An 18,596-nucleotide genomic window follows, 5' to 3' on the forward strand; every position below is an offset into this window, starting at 1 on the left:
GCTCTCCGTCATGAGCATGATTTGATTTTGCTGGGCTTGATTCCCAGCGCTTTGGCGGCGGCCCGATAGTGTTTGTAGTGGCTTTTTCCGCGTTTGTCCGTACGGTTTTTGTTAATAGGTTCGATCACGTTGTTCGGGAATTTACCCTTGGTTTTGTATTTTTCCCTATAAGCTTGTTCGTAACCTTTGGCTTGGCTGTAGGTCATCTTTCCGTCATGTCCTTCAAGCACTTCCAATCTAGCATTTCCGAGTCTTGTTGACCTTGCGTGCTGCCCTTCACGCGTCGCGGGCAGTTGTTCGGTATGGCCAATGTAGTAGGGTTTTTCTGCTCCGGGTTCGTAAAGCCCGTAAACATAGAATCCGGGCTTGTTCAGTGGGGTCGGTGCCCACCCCATCGGATCCAGCCAGGTGAGTGGGTTGTCTGCGTAGGCATAGAGATTGAGCCCACCTTGAAGGCCAATCGGGTCCGGCGTAGTAAACCGTCCCACATCCGGATCATAAAACCTGAACGTATTGAAATGCAGTCCGGTCTCCCTATCCAGGTATTGCCCCTGAAACCTTAGGTTCTGCTCCTCAATGTAATAAGGCTCGCGTACCTCTTCCAACGTATTGCCCCATACCCGATAAGTCGCCTGCCAAACGTTGTGCCCATCGGCCTCGGTCAGCTGTTCCGGCAGGCCATTCAGGTCATTGTGGTAGTAGCGAATCTTTTGCAGCGGTCCCATGCCGTCGATGCGGGCGAGCGGTTCGTAGCCGTTATCTTCGTAAACATAAAGGCTGGTCTGGCTGTGCTTGTGCTCCTGCAACAGGCGCAGGCCGTCCCACGTGAAGTGGGTTTCGCCTAGTGGGTACCCATCGCTGCCATGCTCGGTCTTTTCAATGCGACGGCCCAGGGGGTCATAGGTCATCCTGACCACGCTGCCGTTTTCATTGAGCACTTCAACCAATCGGCTTTCTGCGTCATAGGCGAAGCGCTGAACCCCTCGCTTGGCGCTACGTTTTTCGATCATCCGACCAAAGGCGTCGTAGCGGTAACGCTTGTCCTGATAGGTCAGCAGCTTGTTATGCACCACGAGCCCGGCACCCGGCTGCGGGCCATCCAGCAGGTTGGCTGCGGCGTCGTAGGCGAAGGTTTCGCGCTGGCCGTACAGGCTGTCCTGGCTGGCGATGATGCGGCCGGTGGCGTCGTAGTGCAGCAACTGACTGTGTTGCGCGGCGGGTTGCTGCTCAAGTTTGCCGATCAGGTTATCGGCGGGGTCGTACTCGAACCGCTTTTGCGCCGCCGCTGGCATTAACGATGGCTGACCTGTAAGGCGGCGTTGGCGTGAGCGTAGGCGGCCGCTGCGGTCGTATTCGCTGCGGGTACTAAGTTGGCCTTGGGTACGCAGCACTTCGCGGTGCAAGCGGTCTCGCTCGAAGTCGCTGATGGCCTGGCCGTCCAGGTTGACTTGGTGCAGATGGCCGCTGCCGTAATACAGGCGATTGAGCCAGCGACCGTCTGGTAGTTGGGTCTGGATCAGGTTGCCGAGTTCGTCGTAGTGGTGTTGCAGGTTGCCCGCCGAGCTCTGTTCTGCGAGCAACTGGCCGAGCGGATCGTAGGCGAAACCTAATGCCTGGGTGTTGCCTTGCAGGTCGGTGAAGGTGACGGCCGTGAGTTGGTCCACGGCATCGTAGCTGTACTCGGTGCGACCATCGTCTGTGGTTTTGGCCACCAATCGGCCGACCGCATCGCGCTCCATTTGATGGACGATAGGGGGCGGCGGTGCCTCGGGGACTAATGCCAGGCCACTGCCATAAGGCGCTGGAATGGCCGTCATCGCCGTGATGTTATCCAGCGTGTCGTAGTCGTAGCGTTTTGCACTGCCGTCGAGGTCCTGCTGTTCAACCAAGCGGTCGCCTGCATCCCACGCGAAGTGATAACGCTCGCCGTTCTCGTTGATCAGCGCCTGCAGTCGCCCGTAGCTGTCATATCCGAATTGCACCTGCCGACCATGAGTGTCGGTACGTTGGCGAATCTGGCCGCGGCGGTTGTGCTGGTAGAGCGTGGTATGCCCGGCCGGGTCGGTGTAACCCACCATTTGGCCGCTGGCGTTGCGTTGGTACTGTTGAGTTCGCCCATCTGGCAGGCGGGTTTCGAGCAAGCCTCCCCGGGCGTCGTAGCTGAATTGATTTCGCTCACCAAGGGCGTCGGTGATGACCTGCAAATAGCCCCGCTCGTCGTAGCTGAAACGAGTTGGGTAACCCGAGCAATCTATATGCTCGACCAGTTGCCCGAATGGGCTCCAAAGCAGCTTTTTGCTTTTACCGGTGGCGTCGGTAATTTCCACGACCTGGCCGTGGTCGTCATAGCGGTAGCGAGTGACGTAGCCCAATGGATCAGTTTCGGCGATGCAGTTGCCGCGTGGGTCGTAGCGATACTGCCAGTTGTTGTCGGCGGCGTCGGTCTCCACCAGCGGCAACGCCCAATGCTCCAGCCACAACGTTGAATCGCTGCGGCCCAGCGGGTCGGTTTCGCCGATCAGGTTACCGACCTCATCGTAGCTGTATTCATAGCGGCCACCCTGCGGGTCAGTGGCGCTGAGCAACTGGCGTTCGTCGTTCCACTCGAACAGCCAGGTTTGGTCGAGGTTGTCGCTGTATCGGATGATCTGGTGCTGCGCGTTCCAATGCCGTGTGCTGACACGCTGCAAACCGTCGGTGATGCGTGTAGTACCGGTCTTCAAGTCATAGTCAAACTGGTAGGCGTCACCTTCATCGGTCCAGTGCCGGACTACGCGCCATTCCAAACCTTCAACCAAAGCCCATTCATAAAAGCAACGCAGCCCGGTGGACAGTTCATGCTCCACCATTCGCCGACCGCTGTCGTACCCGAAACGTCGCTGTATCTGCCCAGTGGCGTCGCGGACTTCAGCCAGATTGCCAGCCACGTCGTAGTCATAGCTGACCAGCACTTCACGGCGTTGATCGGGGTAGAGGCGTTCGATTCTCGTCAAGTTTCGCTGATGGCGGACCAGTTCGACTTGTACCAAATCGAACGTATCGCGCAGTCGGACCAAACAACCGGCTTCGTCGTAGTCAACGTGGATACGGTTGTCATTGCGGTCGCCGAGTTGGCTCAGACGTAGCAACGAGGCATTGGCGGGTGCAGGTTCGAAAAGGCGATATAGGCCGTCATCGCTCTCGATCAACAACTGCCCGTTGAGATGCCGCCGTACGACAAGCCCTTCACCTGCGCTGAACACCGCGCCGCCCAAGGGAATCGAGCCCATGTCGATAGGCCGGCCCTGTTCGTCGGTATACACCAACGTTTCGCCGCCTTCGAGGTGGGGCAGGATCTCGACACAGACTTCGTAGGGCACGCTCCATCCCCTGCCGAACAGGCTGTCTGGACGCTCATCACGGCTGTTGTAGAAGCGCTGCCAGTCAATTGGCAAAATGCCGGGCAGTACAAAATCCAAATCATCGCTACCGCCCAGCACTTTCGCGCCCGTTGCAGCATGTACTGGATTAGACGAGCCCATTGCCGCGTTGGCCAGCGCGCCCATCGCACTGCTGACGGCCATCGAAGTCGCCCCACCGATCAGCATGCAAGGCAGCTTGCTAAAGAACTTGCCCTTGCCGCCCTTGAGCATCAACAGTGCTGTCACTGCCAGTCCAACGCCCGGCGTCTTGCCGCTGCGAATTTCACGCACGACCACTGAGCCGCCGCCAATGGTCACGTTGGATGAGATTAGCCCGGACGACACCACCGTTGCATCACAGGTACTGCGGTCACCGCTGCGCACAGCTGGCTGACCGTTGACCGTAACTTTTTCCGAGCCCTCGGCAAGAAACTGCGGCGGCATCGGCGGATGCTTCATGCACACCACCAAATCCAGCGGCTTGGGCACGGCGCCCGGTGCCGGCGTCGCGACGGTGGGCCGCCACATCTGCGAAAAGAAGCCTGCGGCCATGTCCAGATAACTGGCTTCCGGTTCGGGTTCCGGTTTGGTTTCTTCCAGCTCGGTGCCGGCTGGTGTGACATGGGAGCTGATCGCCCCGGCGGCGCGGGCAGCGGGGATATTATTGGTGAGAGTGTTGGTGGAACCCGTGAGAATGTTCGCCTGCACCGTGGGCGGAAACAGAGCATTGCTGAAGCTGTCGCATAGATTCGTTAAGCCTTTGTCCGCCCCGCTCTTGCTCATGGCGAGGCCGACAATCGTGCCCACTACCGCGCCCAGCAGAAAGCAGCCGAGCCCGCCGGTGGCGACGGTAATGCCGGTAGCGGCAACCACCGCGGCGGTCGCCACGGCAGTGATCGCGATATTGGCCGCTATTTCCAGCACACCACCTAGGATGTCCGCCATCATCGAGGTGTGGGAAAGCGCATCGCCCATGCGGGCCGCCCATAGCGCGTCAGACATGCAGGTAACTCATCAGGAAATGGCGTCGAACGATAGCGAGTTTTTAATGGTTGCCCAGTGCGCCGCCTCGGCATCACCGAGCATGTCCGCTTTCACATAACTCAACGCTATCATCTTGCGCGTTCCCGGCAAGACCAAGGCCAATTGGTATTGGAACACCTTGTCATTACCCTTGTTGAACTGGCTGCGCAGTTCGACACCTTCCACCTCTTGGGCGGCCCCCAAACATACGGTAACGCTCGGTTGGCAGCGTAAGTCCTGCACTTGTTTTTCCAAGCGCTTGAGCTGGTCGTCGAAGTTGCTGTGTAAGGTTTCGCCTTCGTTTAGCAAGCTGCGACTAATGATCAACGAAGTGCCCAACTCGGGGAACTTGAGGATATTGATCGACGCGTCCTGCAGCTCGCCTGCAGGCAGTTGAAACTGGAGTTCGTTGATTCGGTACGTCATGGCAAACACATCTCGTCAGGAGGTTTTGGGCGCGGGGAACACGGCTTTGATATTGGCGTCGATGCTGCCTTTGATTCCCTGGCCATCGGGCGTTGCGCCGGGGCCGTGGCCATTGTTCAGGTGCAGTACGCCCTTGGTGTTGAACTCGGCATCGCCGCTGGCATAGAAGCTGATATTCACGCCGGTCAGGTTGATTTGTCCGCTGGCATTCAGCTCCAGGATACTTTCTCCGCACACCAGGCGCAGGTTCTCACCCACTTCGATGACGTAGCTCTGGCTGATACTGTCGGTTTTGCGCTGGCCCACCAAGAGGACATCCTCCTGCTTGACGATGCGCGTTCGGTTATTACCAATCGTCACCGTCTCGTTATGCCCAATACTCTTGTTCCGGTCATGCCCCACCGAATGACTTTCATCCACCTCCACCACGATGTCCTGATTGCGCTCTGCATGGATGTACAACTGCTCCAACCCCTTCTTGTCCTCCATGCGGATTTCATTGAAGTTGGCCGGCGTGCCGCCTTTGCTGGAGCGGCTTTTCATCCCGCTTTGGGTGGCGTTTTCCGGCAAGTCGTAAGGCACCGTCTGCTCGGCGTTGTACACCCGGCCAGTGATGATCGGCCGGTCCGGATCGCCCTCCAGGAAGCTCACGATCACTTCCTGGCCAATCCGTGGAATCTGCATTGAGCCCCAGTTTTTCCCGGCCCAGGACTGCGATACGCGAATCCAGCACGAGCTGTTTTCGTTGGACTGGTCGTGGCGGTCCCAATAGAAATGCACCTTCACCCGGCCATATTGGTCGGTCCAGATTTCCTCGCCCTTGGGCCCCACCACCAGCGCCGTCTGCGGACCTTTGACGATGGGCCGGTAGGTGTTGGCCAGTGGGCGGAAACTCTGTTGCGCGTCGATGCAGGTGAGGGTGCTTTCGAACTGGGCCGAAGGCGCGCCACCGCCGCTTTCGAGGCTTTCCTGGGAGATGTAGTAGCGGGCGCCGACGATCAGGTATTCGCGGTTCTGGTCGCGGCGGCTGAAGCCGGTGAGGCTGAACAGGTGGCCAGAACCCAGGCCCCGTGCGTTGCCGCTGAACTCCACTTGTTCATGCAGGGTTTGCAGGGCTTCGATGCGGGTGCGGGCGTAGTGTTCGCCGTCTTCGCTTTTGACGTAGGTGCCGGGGTAGTCGTACAGCGGGTAGTCGCCGGCGGTGTGCGGGCGCGGCATGGCCGAGCGCACGTCGATGCTGGCGCTGGGGCGCTGGAAGTCGTAGTCGTTAAGCTCAAGGGAGCCGGGCTGTACTTCCTGTGCCAGGTGCCAGTTGTGCATATGGTCGCGTTCGCGCTGCTGCTCGTCCTTGGGGTAGTAAGGCACCGAGGAGTAGCCGGGTACGTTGGCGTGGGCACCGTAGGCATCGGCCAGCACCAGCACGTGGCGGTCCTGTTCGTGGCGGAAGAAGTAGTAGATGCCTTCCTGTTCCATCAGGCGGCTGACGAAGTCGAAGCTGGTCTCGCGGTACTGCACGCAGTATTCCCACTCGCGGTACGGGCGGCTCAAGGCGTCTTCGAAGTCGGAAAAACCCAGGTCGCGAAACACCTGCTTGATGATCTGCGGGATGCTCAGGTTCTGGAAAATCCGGCAGTCGGAGGTGCGGCTCAGCAGCCACAACCATGGGCGCAGGGTCACCTGGTAACTGGCGAACTGGCCTTGGTCGATGTTCTGGCTGCAGCGGGCGACGATGCCGTGGAAGTGCCGCTCGCCACCGTCCGCCAGTTGCAGGTTCAGGCTCATGGGCTTGCCCAGCAACTGGTTGAGGTCGATGTTGGCGTCCAGCGAGGTCAGCTGCAGTTCGAAATTGAACAGTCGCCCCAGCTCTTCGCCGCCACCCATTTCATTGAGCAGCAGCACATCCGGCCCCAGGGGGCTGGTGATCTTGGCCAGGCGTGACGATTGGTTGAATAACATCGGTTAACCCGTAAATTGCGTAATAACTGTAGGAACCGGCTCCAACTGTGGGAGCGGGCTTGCTCGCGAACGCGGTGAATCAGTCACCGGATGCATCAACTGATACGCCGTCTTCGCGAGCAAGCCCGCTCCCACAGTTTTGATCGCATTCCGTCAGGTCAATCGTTGAAGTCGTAGTGCAATTCGTTATCCCGCGTGCTGATCCGCACCCCCGCCAGCGCCTTGCCTTCGAGCATGCGGGTGAGGAATTCGCGGCTCATGTCCGGCAGCAGGCTGTTGGTGAGGATGGTGTCGATCATCCGCCCGCCGCTTTCGGTTTCGGTGCAACGGGATACGATCAGGTCGACGACTTCGTCGTCGTAATCGAAGGCGACTTTGTGGGTGTTCTCCACGCGCTTTTTGATGCGGTTGAGTTGCAGGCGGGTGATCGCCTTGAGCATCTCGTCGCTCAGCGGGTAGTACGGAATGGTCACCAGGCGGCCGAGCAGCGCCGGTGGGAAAATCTCCAGCAACGGCTGGCGCAGGGCCTTGGCGATTTCCTCGGGCTCGGGGATGTTCGCCGGGTCTTTGCAGACCTGGGAAATCAGCTCGGTACCGGCGTTGGTGGTCAGCAGGATCAAGGTGTTCTTGAAGTCGATCACCCGACCTTCGCCGTCTTCCATCACGCCTTTGTCGAACACCTGGAAGAAGATTTCATGCACGTCCGGGTGGGCTTTTTCCACCTCGTCCAGCAGCACCACGCTGTAGGGTTTGCGCCGCACGGCTTCGGTCAGTACGCCGCCTTCGCCGTAGCCGATGTAGCCCGGTGGCGCGCCCTTGAGGGTGGACACGGTGTGGGCTTCCTGGAACTCGCTCATGTTGATGGTAATGACGTTCTGCTCACCGCCGTACATGGCCTCGGCCAGGGCCAGGGCGGTTTCGGTCTTGCCCACGCCGGAGGTGCCGGCAAGCATGAACACGCCAATCGGCTTGCTCGGGTTGTCGAGGCCGGCGCGGGAGGTCTGGATGCGCTTGGCGATCATCTGCAAGGCGTGGTCCTGGCCGATGATGCGTTTCTTCAGGTGCTGGTCGAGGTTGAGCACCGTTTCCAGTTCGTTGCGGGCCATGCGGCCCACGGGGATGCCGGTCCAGTCGGCGACCACCGAGGCCACCGCTTGGTAATCCACGGTCGGCAGGATCAGCGGGGTTTCGCCTTGCAGTGTGGAGAGGCGCTGTTGCAGGTCGACCAGTTTTGCACGCAGTTCGTCGCTCTTGTGGTTACCCGCATCACTGTCCACCACACCGGCTTTTTCGCGCAGGGTTGCACGGGTGGCGAGCAACTCATCCACCAGGGTTTTCTCTTCGGCCCAACGGGTTTCCAGGGTGGCCAGGCGCTCGCGTTCGGCGCTCAGCAGCGCTTCGCTGTTGGTCTGGCGCGCACCGATGGCGATGCCGATCGCATGCTCGCGAGCGATGATTTGCAGCTCGGTTTCCAGCGCCTCGATTCGACGGCGGCTGTCGTCGACTTCCGCCGGCACGGCGTGCAGGCTGATGGCGACGCGGGCGCAGGCGGTGTCCAGCAGGCTCACGGATTTGTCCGGCAATTGACGCGCCGGAATATAGCGGTGGGACAGCTTCACCGAAGCCTCCAAGGCTTCATCGAGGATCTGCACCTGATGGTGCTTTTCCATGGTCGAGGCCACGCCGCGCATCATCAGCAACGCCTTGTCTTCCGACGGCTCGGCCACTTGCACCACCTGGAAACGGCGGGTCAGGGCCGGGTCCTTTTCGATGTGCTTCTTGTACTCGGCCCAGGTGGTGGCGGCCACGGTACGCAAGGTGCCACGGGCGAGTGCGGGTTTAAGCAGGTTGGCCGCGTCACCGGTCCCGGCGGCGCCACCGGCACCTACCAGGGTGTGGGCTTCGTCGATAAACAGGATGATCGGTTTCGGCGAGGCCTGGACGTCTTCGATGACCTGGCGCAGGCGCTGTTCGAACTCGCCTTTCATGCTGGCGCCGGCTTGCAGCAGGCCGACATCGAGGCTGCGCAGTTCCACATCTTTCAGCGCTGGCGGCACGTCGCCGGCGACGATGCGCAGGGCGAAACCTTCAACCACGGCGGTCTTGCCGACACCGGCTTCACCGGTAAGGATCGGGTTGTTCTGGCGGCGACGCATGAGGATGTCCACCAGTTGGCGGATCTCTTCGTCACGCCCGACGATCGGGTCGAGCTTGCCGCTGCGGGCCTGTTCGGTCAGGTCGACGGTGAAGCGCTTGAGGGCTTCCTGCTTGCCCATCGCACTCGGGGCCATGGCGCCGCTGGCCTCGCCCGGGACAGCACCGGCGTTGAAACCGTCGCTGGCACTCAGTGCATTTTCGGGCGAGTCGCCGACGTATTCGTCAAAGCGTTCGCTCAGGGCTTCGGCCTTGATCTTGTCGAATTCACCGGACAACCCCAACAGCGCATGGCGCAGGCTTGGCGTCTTGAGAATCCCCAGCACCAGGTAACCGGTGCGCACCTGGCTTTCGCCGAACATCAGGCTGCCATAGACCCAGCCACGCTCGACCGCTTCCTCCACATGGGATGACAGGTCGGTGATCGACGTCGAGCCACGGGGCAGGCGGTCCAGGGCTTCAGTCAAGTCACGGGCCAAGCGCGCGGGCTCGACGTTGAACTGCCGGATGATGCGGTGCAGGTCCGAGTCCTGCAGTTGCAGCAACTGGTGAAACCAGTGGGCCAGTTCCACATACGGGTTGCCCCGCAGCTTGCAGAACACGGTGGCGGCTTCGATGGCCTTGTAGGCCACGCTGTTGAGTTTGCCGAACAGTACGGCGCGACTGATTTCACCCATGCTCTGGATTCCTTGAGGTGTTGGCGTGTTCGGCGTAATGCCGGGCCAGGATTAGGTCGTTGGCGTCATGCTCGGGTTGGCCGAGCCAGGTGTTGAAGCCCAGGCGGAACTGGCCGTTGAGTTGCAGGGCCGGCACTTCCGGTTGTTGCAGAATCAGGTTCAGGTCCCAGTCCAGTTCGTGGCCCAGGTACTCGGCGACCCACGCCACCAGCTCGTTGAAAGGCTGGCTGCCGGGCAGCATGCCCATGTAGGCATCGAGCTTCAGCGGGCCGAGGCGGATACGGAATTTGTGCTGGCGGTCCCACACGTGGCTGCCCAGGCAAAAGTCCACGCCCAGCTGGTTGGCGCTAACACTCACGCGGCTGCGCTCGGGCAGTTCCAGCCATTGGCCGACGTATTCTTCGATCTCCACCGGCAGGCCGAAGTACTCGCCAAGAATCGCTTTCAAGCCATCCGGGTAGCGGGTTTGCGCCGACAGGTGGCCGCTGTAATGCAGCTTCGCCGTGTCGGGGATCAGGCCCTGGTTGAGCAGGCTCGGTGTACCGCGACCGCTCAGTGCCGCGAGGCGCGCTGACCAGTAGTCATCGTCCGGGCGGTCATGGCTGACGGTAGGCCGCGCCTCGGCCCAGGCCCGATAAAACAGGGTCAGCAGGCGGTGGTGGAACACATCCAGGAAGCGCTTGCTGGTGCTGTCGGCGTTGTTGCGCTGGCGCTCACGCACGTACTCGGTGATGTGCAGCGGCAGCGGGCCGTTGGGGCCGCCGAGGCCGAAGAAGAACTGCTCCAGCCGTGCCGGCTGGCCTTCAGCCCCAGGTTCGACCGAGGCCAGTGTGGCCGGCGCAAAGGTGCAATCGGCCTGCTGACCGAGACGCAGCGGATCATCCGCCAGGCGCAGGGAATGCCCCAGGCGTGGCAGCTCCGGCGATTCGCACTCGATACGACGCAGCGCCTGGAAGAAGTCATATTCCCAGGGCTCCTGATGCATCGCATCCAGGGTACTCACAGGGTCGGACGGCGTCCGGGCTTGGCTTTCCATCGCATGATCTCGCCGCGTTCGGTGGTACGGATCACCGTCTCGGTAAAACTGTTGATCGACACATAGCGTGCCAGGAACCGTTCAAACACCGCACCGAGCAGGAACACGCCGGTGCCGCGGAACGCGTTTTCATCAAATTCCAGAGTGATCTCAAGGCCCCGGCCAAACACGATCGGGCCGGGCATCGGCAGGCGGCGGGTCACCGCTTTGCTGCTGACTTCCCGCAGGCCTTCGATCTGCAATTGCAGGGCGGCGTCGTTGCTGTCGCCATACAGGCGCAGCAATTCGCGCAGGGCGGCGGCGCCCTGGCCTTGCTCGCTCAGCGACAGGTAGTTCAACGACAACTGGCTGATCAGGCGCCAGGCCTTGGCGTCATGGGCATGGCTGGCGCGCGGGCGACTTGGCCCGGCGACGCAACGCACGGCCAAGACCGGCGCACTGTCGGCCAGGGTGAAGTCGGTCTTGCCGTTGCCCACGCTCATGAACAACGGCAAATCGCGGTTGGTGCACAGTGCGGTAACGCCCAGTTGGCGCAGGTCATGGCGGTACGGCGCTTGCTGGGTGTCCACCAGGCTGACGAAGGTTTCGCTGCCCACATAGGTGGAGCGCGGCCCGTTGCGACGCTGGTCGCTGGACAACACGCGGGGTTCGCGGCGCACCGTGTAGTAAGCCTGGTCACGGCCATAGCGCGACGGATCGCGTACTGCGTAGAACGGCAAGAACGGCTGCTCCGGTCCCGTGCCGTGGCCCGTGATGCCGCTCAAGGAGTGAATCTCGAAATCCATCGGCCGCGTGCGGTCGGCGATCACATGGTGTTCGTTGACCCGCTCGGACAAGTGGATTCGGTCCACGCGCTTGGGAAACAGGTTGATCGCCGGGGTGCAGAACGGCACGAATTGCGCCTTGCCGACGCTGCCTTCCAGGCTCGGATCGTGGCGGTCGAACAGCACGATCAGTTCCAGCTCCTGGCCGTCACAGCGCTTGACTGCGCGGCTCAGCTCAGCGAATTCAACGAACAGAAAACGGTGGGGCAGGGCGAAGTATTCCTGAAGCAAGCGATAGCCCTGGAATGCCCGAGGCACCACCGGCATTGCCGCATCGGCGTCGTCGAAACCCCGGGAGCGCAAGGCATCCGGCGGCAGGCGTTCCACCCAATCACCGCCGGGCTTGCGCGCGAACACCGCGCAGGCATTGCCCAGCAGTTGTTCGTAGAGGCGGAACGGTTGTTCGTCGGCACCGCTGAGGTACAGCGGCAAGTTATCCAGGGCGAGGCTGTTGAACGGCAGTTCGGCGCCGGTACGCAAGGTCAGGCGCAGGCCGGCCTTGGCCTTGGGTTCGCTGGCGGCCAACCGCCCGAGCACCGCGGACGGGTTGCCGAAGTACTCGGCCTGGGCGACCTGCAACGGCCACAGCGTCACCGGGTGCGCGGTGCGGTACTCGCAGCAGGTCTGGGTTTCGCGACCCAGCGCGGCGCGCAGGACGGTGTCGCGGGGCAGTGGAAAACCACTGGTGAGGGAGCCTTCATCGGGATCGGCCTGCAACTGCACCACGGTCATCGACGGGGTCGGCGCCAGGTAATGCGGGTAGGCGATCTCCAGCAGGTTGTTGGTGAAGGTCGGGTACTCGGCGTCGAGCTTGAGCTGGACCCTGGCTGTGAGATACGCAAAGCCTTCGAGCAAACGCTCGACGTACGGGTCGGCGCAGTCCATGCCGGACAGGGTCAGCCGACTGGCGATCTTCGGGTATTCCTTGGCGAACTCGGCGGCGCTTTCGCGCACGTGGTGCAGTTCCTGGTTGTACAGCTCCAGCAGGCGCGGGTTCATGGGCGTCTCCGCTGGTCGGCGTTGACCACACGCACATGGCCGGATTCCAGGTCCAGGTCGGTTTGCAGCAACAGGCGCAACGGCACCGGCTGCGCCCACAGGTCGCCTTCGATCTCGAAACTCAGGGCGTTATGGTTCATCTCGCCATGGCCCACGCGTGCCTTGACCCGCAAGGTATGACGCAGGATACGCGGTTCGAAGGTGGCGATAGCTTGTCGAATCAAGGCTTCCAGGGCACTGACGTCGACACTGGAGACACTGTTGCCTGCCAGGGCAGGCAGCCCGTAATTGACCACCGAAGTACCGGCCGGTGTGTGCAGCGTGGCATCGGCGTTGAGCAGTGAAGTGGTGTTGAGCAGCCACGTCAGGTCACGCAGCACCGAGGCTTTCAATTGGCTCAGGGACAGCACGCGTTTGTCGGCGCTTTCCTTGGGATTGGTCGGGTCATCGTCGGTCAACCGGTCCAGCAGGGACGGTTGCAGGCGATCGCGGGAAGCAATTTCAGTTACCACCAAAGCAGCTCCACGGACGGGTTGCGAGAGGAACAGGGGGCTTGCAGCCGCCACTTGGGGTGGCGGCTACAGGGGCAATCAGCGTTTGGTGTTGGAGCGAATGTTCCAGCCAAACTTGATCGCGCCGCCGTCTTTGGTGCCGTCGGCTTTCTGTGGCTGGTAGTCCACCATCACCTGAGCGAAGTTCAGGGTCACGTTTTCGGTCAGGCGGTCATCGCTGCCCGAACCGCCGGTGCTCAGGGAGGTAACCAGCACTTCTTCCAGGTTGATGATCATGTACTCGACCTGGCTTTCACCGCCGGCCTTGCGCACGGTCAGCGTGACCTTGTCGATGTGCTTGCCGCTGGCGCAGTGCATCATCAGGTTAGGCGAGGCCTTGTCGACGTACTTGGTCAGCGACAGGTCCTGGATGTTCACCTTGCCTGCGCCGCCACCACCGCCAACGTGCATGTTGCCGGACTGGGCCATGCCCCAGCTCCAGTTCAATACGTCGATTTCGTCCTTGTGGGCCTTGTCCATGGACTCGCCCTTGATGTCGCCGATCTTGATGAAAATATCAACAGCCATGTTTTCTCCCTGTGTGGACTCAGCCACGATATTTGGTTAACCCAAGGGCGGTGCTTTTCTGTGGGAGCCGGGCTTGCCCGCGATGGCATCACTGCGGTCTGACTGACAGACCGCGTCGCCTGCATCGCGGGCAAGCCCGGCTCCCACAAAAAGCCCGATCCCGGCGGATCTTTATTACGCGCCTTTCGCCGAAGGCAGTTTCGATACCAGGCGCAGCGACACGGTCAGCCCTTCAAGCTGGTAGTGCGGGCGCAGGTAGAACCGGGAGTTGTAGTACCCCGGGTTGCCTTCAACGTCTTCCACGATCACTTCGGCAGCCGCCAATGGATGTTGGGCCTTGGTGGTTTCGGTGGAGTGTGCCGGGTCGCCGTCCACGTAGTTGAGGATCCAGTCCTGCAACCAGCGCTGCATCTCGTCCTTCTCTTTGAAGGAGCCGATCTTGTCGCGCACGATGCACTTCAAGTAGTGAGCGAAACGGCAGGTGGCGAACAGGTACGGCAGGCGCGCGGCCAGGTTGGCGTTGGCGGTGGCGTCCGGGTCATCGTATTCGGCCGGTTTCTGCAACGACTGGGCGCCGATGAAGGCAGCAAAGTCGGTGTTTTTCTTGTGCAGCAGCGGCATGAAACCGTTCTTCGCCAGTTCCGCTTCACGGCGGTCGCTGATGGCGATTTCGGTCGGGCACTTCATGTCCACACCGCCGTCATCGGTCGGGAAGGTGTGGGCCGGCAGGTTCTCGACTTCACCGCCAGACTCCACGCCACGGATGCGCGAGCACCAGCCGAAATGTTTGAACGAACGGTTGATGTTCACCGCCATCGCGTAGGCCGCGTTGGCCCAGGTGTACTTGGAGCTGTCGGCACCGTCGGTGTTTTCTTCGAAGGCGAAGGCTTCTACCGGGTCGGTCTTGGCGCCGTACGGCAGGCGCGCCAGGAAGCGCGGCATGGTCAGGCCGATGTAGCGCGAGTCTTCCGATTCACGCAGGGAGCGCCAGCCGGCGTATTCCGGGGTGGTGAAGATCTTGGTCAGGTCGCGCGGGTTCGACAGTTCCTGCCACGAGCCCATGCCCATTACGGTCGGCGAAGCAGCGGCAATGAACGGTGCGTGCATCGCGGCGCAGACTTTCGACAGCTCGCCCAGCAGTTCCACGTCGGGAGGCGACTGGTCGAAGTAGTAATCGCCCACCAGGCAACCGTACGGTTCGCCGCCGAACTGGCCGTATTCTTCTTCGTACATCTTCTTGAAGATCGGGCTCTGGTCCCACGCGGTGCCCTTGAATTTCTTCAGGGTCTTGTGCAGGTCCGGCTTGGAGATGTTGAGCACGCGAATCTTCAGCTGCTCATCGCTCTCGGTGTTGTTCACCAGGTAGTGCAGGCCACGCCAGGCGCTTTCCAGTTGCTGGAAATCCTGGTGATGGATGATCTGGTTGACCTGGGCGGTGAGCTTGGCGTCGATGGCGGCGATGATCGATTCGATCGACTTGATCGCGTCGTTGGACACCAGGTCGGTCTGGGCCAGTGCCTGCTCGGCCAGGGTGCGCACGGCGGTTTCCACGGCTTCGCGAGCACGCTCGGTCTTGGGTTTGAATTCTTGCAGCAGCAGCGACGCGAACTCGCTGGTTTCTTCGGTAGCGCCCAGGTTCTGGACGCCTTCGCGGGCGGTATTCTCGGTCATGATTACTGGTCCCCTGCCGGCTTCGGCGCGCTCGCAAGGGCCTGCAGCAATGCCGGGTCCTTGATCGCTTTCATGATGATTTCTTCAGCGCCGGTCTTGCCGTCCATGTAGGTCAGCAGGTTGGCCAGCTGCGTGCGGGCTTCGAGCAGCTTGTTCAGCGAGTCGACCTTGCGTGCCACGGCAGCGGGGCTGAAGTCGTCCATGCTTTCGAAGGTGATGTCCAGGCTCAGGTTGCCTTCGCCGGTCAGCTCGTTGGGTACGTGGAACGCGACGCGTGGCTGCATGGCCTTGAGGCGCGAGTCGAAGTTGTCGACGTCCACTTCAAGGAACTTGCGGTCGGCCACAGGCGCCAGAGGCTCCGCGGGCTTGCCGGCGAGATCGGCCATCACGCCCATGACGAAGGGCAGCTGGACCTTTTTCTCGGCGCCGTAGAGCTCGACGTCGTACTCGATCTGCACCCGAGGCGCACGGTTGCGCGCGATGAATTTCTGAGAACTTTGCTTCGCCACGTTGCTGCTCCTGGTCGCTTGAGCGACGGTGTTGTAACTGCGCGATCCGTACGCTTATTCGCTGTCCGGCCCGCGCAGATTTTCAAATTGGGACATGCCGTCGGGAATCAGGTTGCGCACGATGGCCGCAAAGTCGGCGTGCACCAGATTCTTCGCTCGGTTCAACAGCACCGGCAGCGGGCTCGAAGGCTCGTGGCGGGTGTAGTACGCAAGGATTTTGTCGAGGCTGCGCAGCACTTCATCGCGGCTCGCGATGTCCCCGGTCGGGCGTGCGGCAACGGGCGCGGCGGCGTATTCAACCGAGGGGGCATTGTCGTCACTGACAACCTCGGGCTCGCTGGCGGCGCCGCTGTGTGGGGCGTATTGGTTGAGTATCTGCACGGCCTGCTTGAGCAGTTGCCTCAAGGGGCCAAGGTCCACGCCCTGGGCGGAACCGACCTTGTCGCTGACGTATTGTTCGATGGCTTCACAGGCGGCGCGGGCGGCGTTCAGCGCGTCGTGGGTGGCCTGCAGTTGCTCGGCATCACTGTCGAGGAACGCGCCGTTGAGCTGTTCGGCGCCGAGGCTTTCGCCGGGGAAACTCTGCAGCCCGCTGGCATTCAGCGCAGCGCGCAGGCTGACGGGGCCGAAGGTACGCGAACGGGTCAGAATGGCTTCGCGCAGCAGGCGGATGTTCGCGTCGCTGGTCACGCCGCTGAGGGCGTTGATGCGCACGGTGGGGTCGTTGTCGTCATCGGCATCCAGGCGCGGATGCAGGTCGGCCCAGTATTCGCGCAGCAGCGCGTTGATCAACGTGAGCGCGTCGGCAAGCCCTGCGATGCCTTGGAGGGCGAGGGCGCTTTGCAACAGGAAATGGGTGATGCGCAGGTCTTTGCTGCGTTGCAGGAGGTCGAGGCTTTGCTGCTGGATGCTGCGCCATTCCGGAGGTTCGGCAGGCAGGATCGAGTCGCCCATGCTGCGCTCGGGTTGACCCTGTGCGGCACGCTCAAGATGCAAATAATCGGCGTCATATTCCAAGTCTTCGCCACAAGGCGAAGTCGCGGAAACGGCGGCGAGCAGCAGAGGCACATCCACTAAATTCGATCTCCCTATCAGCCCGTTAAATAACGGGCAACTCATGCATTAGTTGCGCGAGGAACTTTGCATGTTTTCTTGGTCATATTTAGCGCTTTGACATCATGCTGATTTCAAAGTGCCATCATTGGTGTTCAAGAAGTTGTGCATTTTTGGTGTAGTACTTATGCCTTGTCAAGGTAAGCTATTCGCCCTCTATGACAGATGTGCGGTGCTTAACATCCTGCGCGACTGATCAGTCGAAGCAGGTGCCGAGGCAGGATTTTTGTCATACAGGCCGGTTAAGATCAGCAATTACGCGGGTTGAAGCAGGCTTTCAAGGTTTTGGAAGGATCTGTCGTGGATCCCTCGGGAGCAGTTCTCCCAGGGAACGGCCGCGCGTGAAGTATCAGCAAGGAGGCATGATGTCGCTGTGTTTGACTATCACTAGTTATCACAAGATTACCCCTGGCCAGTGCCCTGAAAAGTCCATGAATCAGGGAGTGATGGCTATTGGCCGTGGTCCCGAAAATGACTGGATACTGCCTGATCCCGAGCGCCTGGTTTCCACGCAGCATTGCGTTATTCAATACAAAGATGGTCGTTATTATTTAACTGATAACAGCACTAACGGTGTTGAGTTAGTCAACGCCGGCATCCGTTTGCGCCGGGGAAACAGTGAGCCATTGCAAGACGGTGAACTGATCCGCATCGGTGATTACGAAATCCAGGCACGTATCGATTTCAACCTGAAAGTGACAGATACCCCGTCTTTCACTGGTGATGCCTCCAACAGTTTCGAAGCCCTGATGGGCGCCGCCGTGAAGGCCCCGACGCCACAACCGGTGATCGCGCCGCAGTTCCAGGGCGCCTCGTCGATGGACACCCTGCCGGATCTGTTCGACTTCCTCGCACCCACCAGCGTCCCGCCGGCTACCGTGCATGATCACGTGCCGGCCGAGCTACACGACTTCCGCCCGCCCACACCGCTGCCCGTGGCTGAACCGCCTGCGCCGGTAGCCTCGGGCTCAATCATTCCCGACGACTGGGATTTGTTTGGCGATGCCCCGGCACCCAAGCCTGTTGCGCCGCCACCACTACCTGCTCCAACACCGATCATCGAGCCGCCCAAGGTTGAGCAGCCGCTCCCGGTGGCTGACGCCAACCAACCCGATTTGCTGCAAGCCTTCCTGCGCGGTGCCGGCCTCGATCAGTTGCGCCTGGACAAGGCCCAGGCCGAAGCCCAAATGGAAAGCATCGGCCGCAGCTACCGGTTGATGGTCGAAGGCCTGATCGACGTACTGCGTGCCCGCAGCAGCCTCAAGGGCGAGTTCCGCATGCAACAGACGGTGATTCAACCGGTGGAAAACAATCCGTTGAAATTCGCTCCCAACGCCGATGAAGCGTTACTGCTGCTCCTTCGTCACAGCAACCAAGCGTTTATGGCGCCGGACGTGGCGGTTCGCGACAGTTTCGACGATCTGCGCGCTCACCAACTGGCCGTCATGGCCGGGGTCGAAGCCGCCATCAAGCACCTGCTGACGCGCTTTGAGCCGGCGCAGCTCGAAGAACGCATGGGCAAGCCCGGCGGGCTGTCGAGCATTTTCAACGGTTCGCGCCAGGCCCAGTACTGGCAGCAGTTCACCGAGCTCTACAGCAATATTTCCCGCGAGGCCCAGGAAGATTTCCAGGACTTGTTCGGGCGTGAATTCAGCCGTGCCTACGAAGAGCACAGCAGCCGACAGCGTCACTAACAACGCAGTACATGGAACAACGGATAGCTAAGTA

12 protein-coding genes are annotated in these 18,596 nt (G+C 61.0%); 1 reads left to right on the forward strand and 11 read right to left on the reverse strand.

The genetic code is table 11. The features are described from left to right. Positions 1-8 precede the first annotated feature (8 nt). The 11 genes from BLU46_RS16805 to tssA all read right to left on the reverse strand — a co-directional run bounded on the left by BLU46_RS16805 (position 9) and on the right by tssA (position 16,829). The gene (locus tag BLU46_RS16805) at positions 9-4,403 is read right to left on the reverse strand and encodes an RHS repeat-associated core domain-containing protein (RefSeq protein ID WP_093203617.1); all 4,395 of its coding nucleotides are present in this window, start codon (positions 4,401-4,403) and stop codon (positions 9-11) included. Positions 4,404-4,415: 12 nt separating this feature from the next. After that, entirely contained in the window at positions 4,416-4,850 is a 435-nt protein-coding gene (locus tag BLU46_RS16810) for a DcrB-related protein (RefSeq protein ID WP_063033824.1), read from the reverse strand. Between the two features lie 15 nt (positions 4,851-4,865). Then, a complete protein-coding gene (locus BLU46_RS16815; protein ID WP_093203622.1) occupies positions 4,866-6,806 on the reverse strand; it encodes a type VI secretion system Vgr family protein in 1,941 nt (646 codons plus the stop codon). A 158-nt stretch (positions 6,807-6,964) separates the two neighbouring features. Then, entirely contained in the window at positions 6,965-9,637 is a 2,673-nt protein-coding gene (gene tssH, locus BLU46_RS16820; protein WP_093203625.1) for a type VI secretion system ATPase TssH, read from the reverse strand. Continuing rightward, positions 9,630-10,673 carry a type VI secretion system baseplate subunit TssG gene (gene tssG / locus BLU46_RS16825; protein WP_063033827.1) on the reverse strand — a complete coding sequence of 348 codons (1,044 nt, stop codon included), beginning with the start codon at positions 10,671-10,673 and terminating at the stop codon, positions 9,630-9,632. The genes tssH and tssG overlap by 8 nt, the downstream gene beginning before the upstream one ends. Next, positions 10,637-12,496, reverse strand: coding sequence for a type VI secretion system baseplate subunit TssF (gene tssF / locus BLU46_RS16830; protein WP_093203629.1), 1,860 nt, complete (start codon positions 12,494-12,496; stop codon positions 10,637-10,639). The genes tssG and tssF overlap by 37 nt, the downstream gene beginning before the upstream one ends. Further along, complete coding sequence (gene tssE, locus BLU46_RS16835) at positions 12,493-13,008, reverse strand: type VI secretion system baseplate subunit TssE (protein ID WP_063034108.1); 516 nt, start codon at positions 13,006-13,008, stop codon at positions 12,493-12,495. Before tssE ends, tssF begins: the two co-directional genes overlap by 4 nt. Before the next feature lie 78 nt (positions 13,009-13,086). Continuing rightward, entirely contained in the window at positions 13,087-13,575 is a 489-nt protein-coding gene (locus BLU46_RS16840) for an Hcp family type VI secretion system effector (protein ID WP_003213345.1), read from the reverse strand. A 174-nt stretch (positions 13,576-13,749) separates the two neighbouring features. Beyond that, complete coding sequence (gene tssC / locus BLU46_RS16845) at positions 13,750-15,246, reverse strand: type VI secretion system contractile sheath large subunit (RefSeq protein WP_010168270.1); 1,497 nt, start codon at positions 15,244-15,246, stop codon at positions 13,750-13,752. Between the two features lie 2 nt (positions 15,247-15,248). Beyond that, positions 15,249-15,755: a type VI secretion system contractile sheath small subunit gene (gene tssB, locus BLU46_RS16850; RefSeq protein ID WP_010168268.1), complete on the reverse strand. Its 507-nt coding sequence runs from the start codon at positions 15,753-15,755 to the stop codon at positions 15,249-15,251. A gap of 54 nt (positions 15,756-15,809) precedes the next feature. Further along, the gene (tssA, locus tag BLU46_RS16855) at positions 15,810-16,829 is read right to left on the reverse strand and encodes a type VI secretion system protein TssA (RefSeq protein WP_093203634.1); all 1,020 of its coding nucleotides are present in this window, start codon (positions 16,827-16,829) and stop codon (positions 15,810-15,812) included. 404 nt (positions 16,830-17,233) lie between these two features. Here tssA and tagH point away from each other — a divergent pair, with 404 nt between their 5' ends. Then, complete coding sequence (tagH, locus tag BLU46_RS16860; protein WP_093203638.1) at positions 17,234-18,562, forward strand: type VI secretion system-associated FHA domain protein TagH; 1,329 nt, start codon at positions 17,234-17,236, stop codon at positions 18,560-18,562. Positions 18,563-18,596 lie beyond the last annotated feature (34 nt).

The sequence above is a fragment of the Pseudomonas yamanorum genome (genome assembly GCF_900105735.1).
In the GTDB taxonomy this organism is placed as follows: domain Bacteria; phylum Pseudomonadota; class Gammaproteobacteria; order Pseudomonadales; family Pseudomonadaceae; genus Aquipseudomonas; species Aquipseudomonas yamanorum.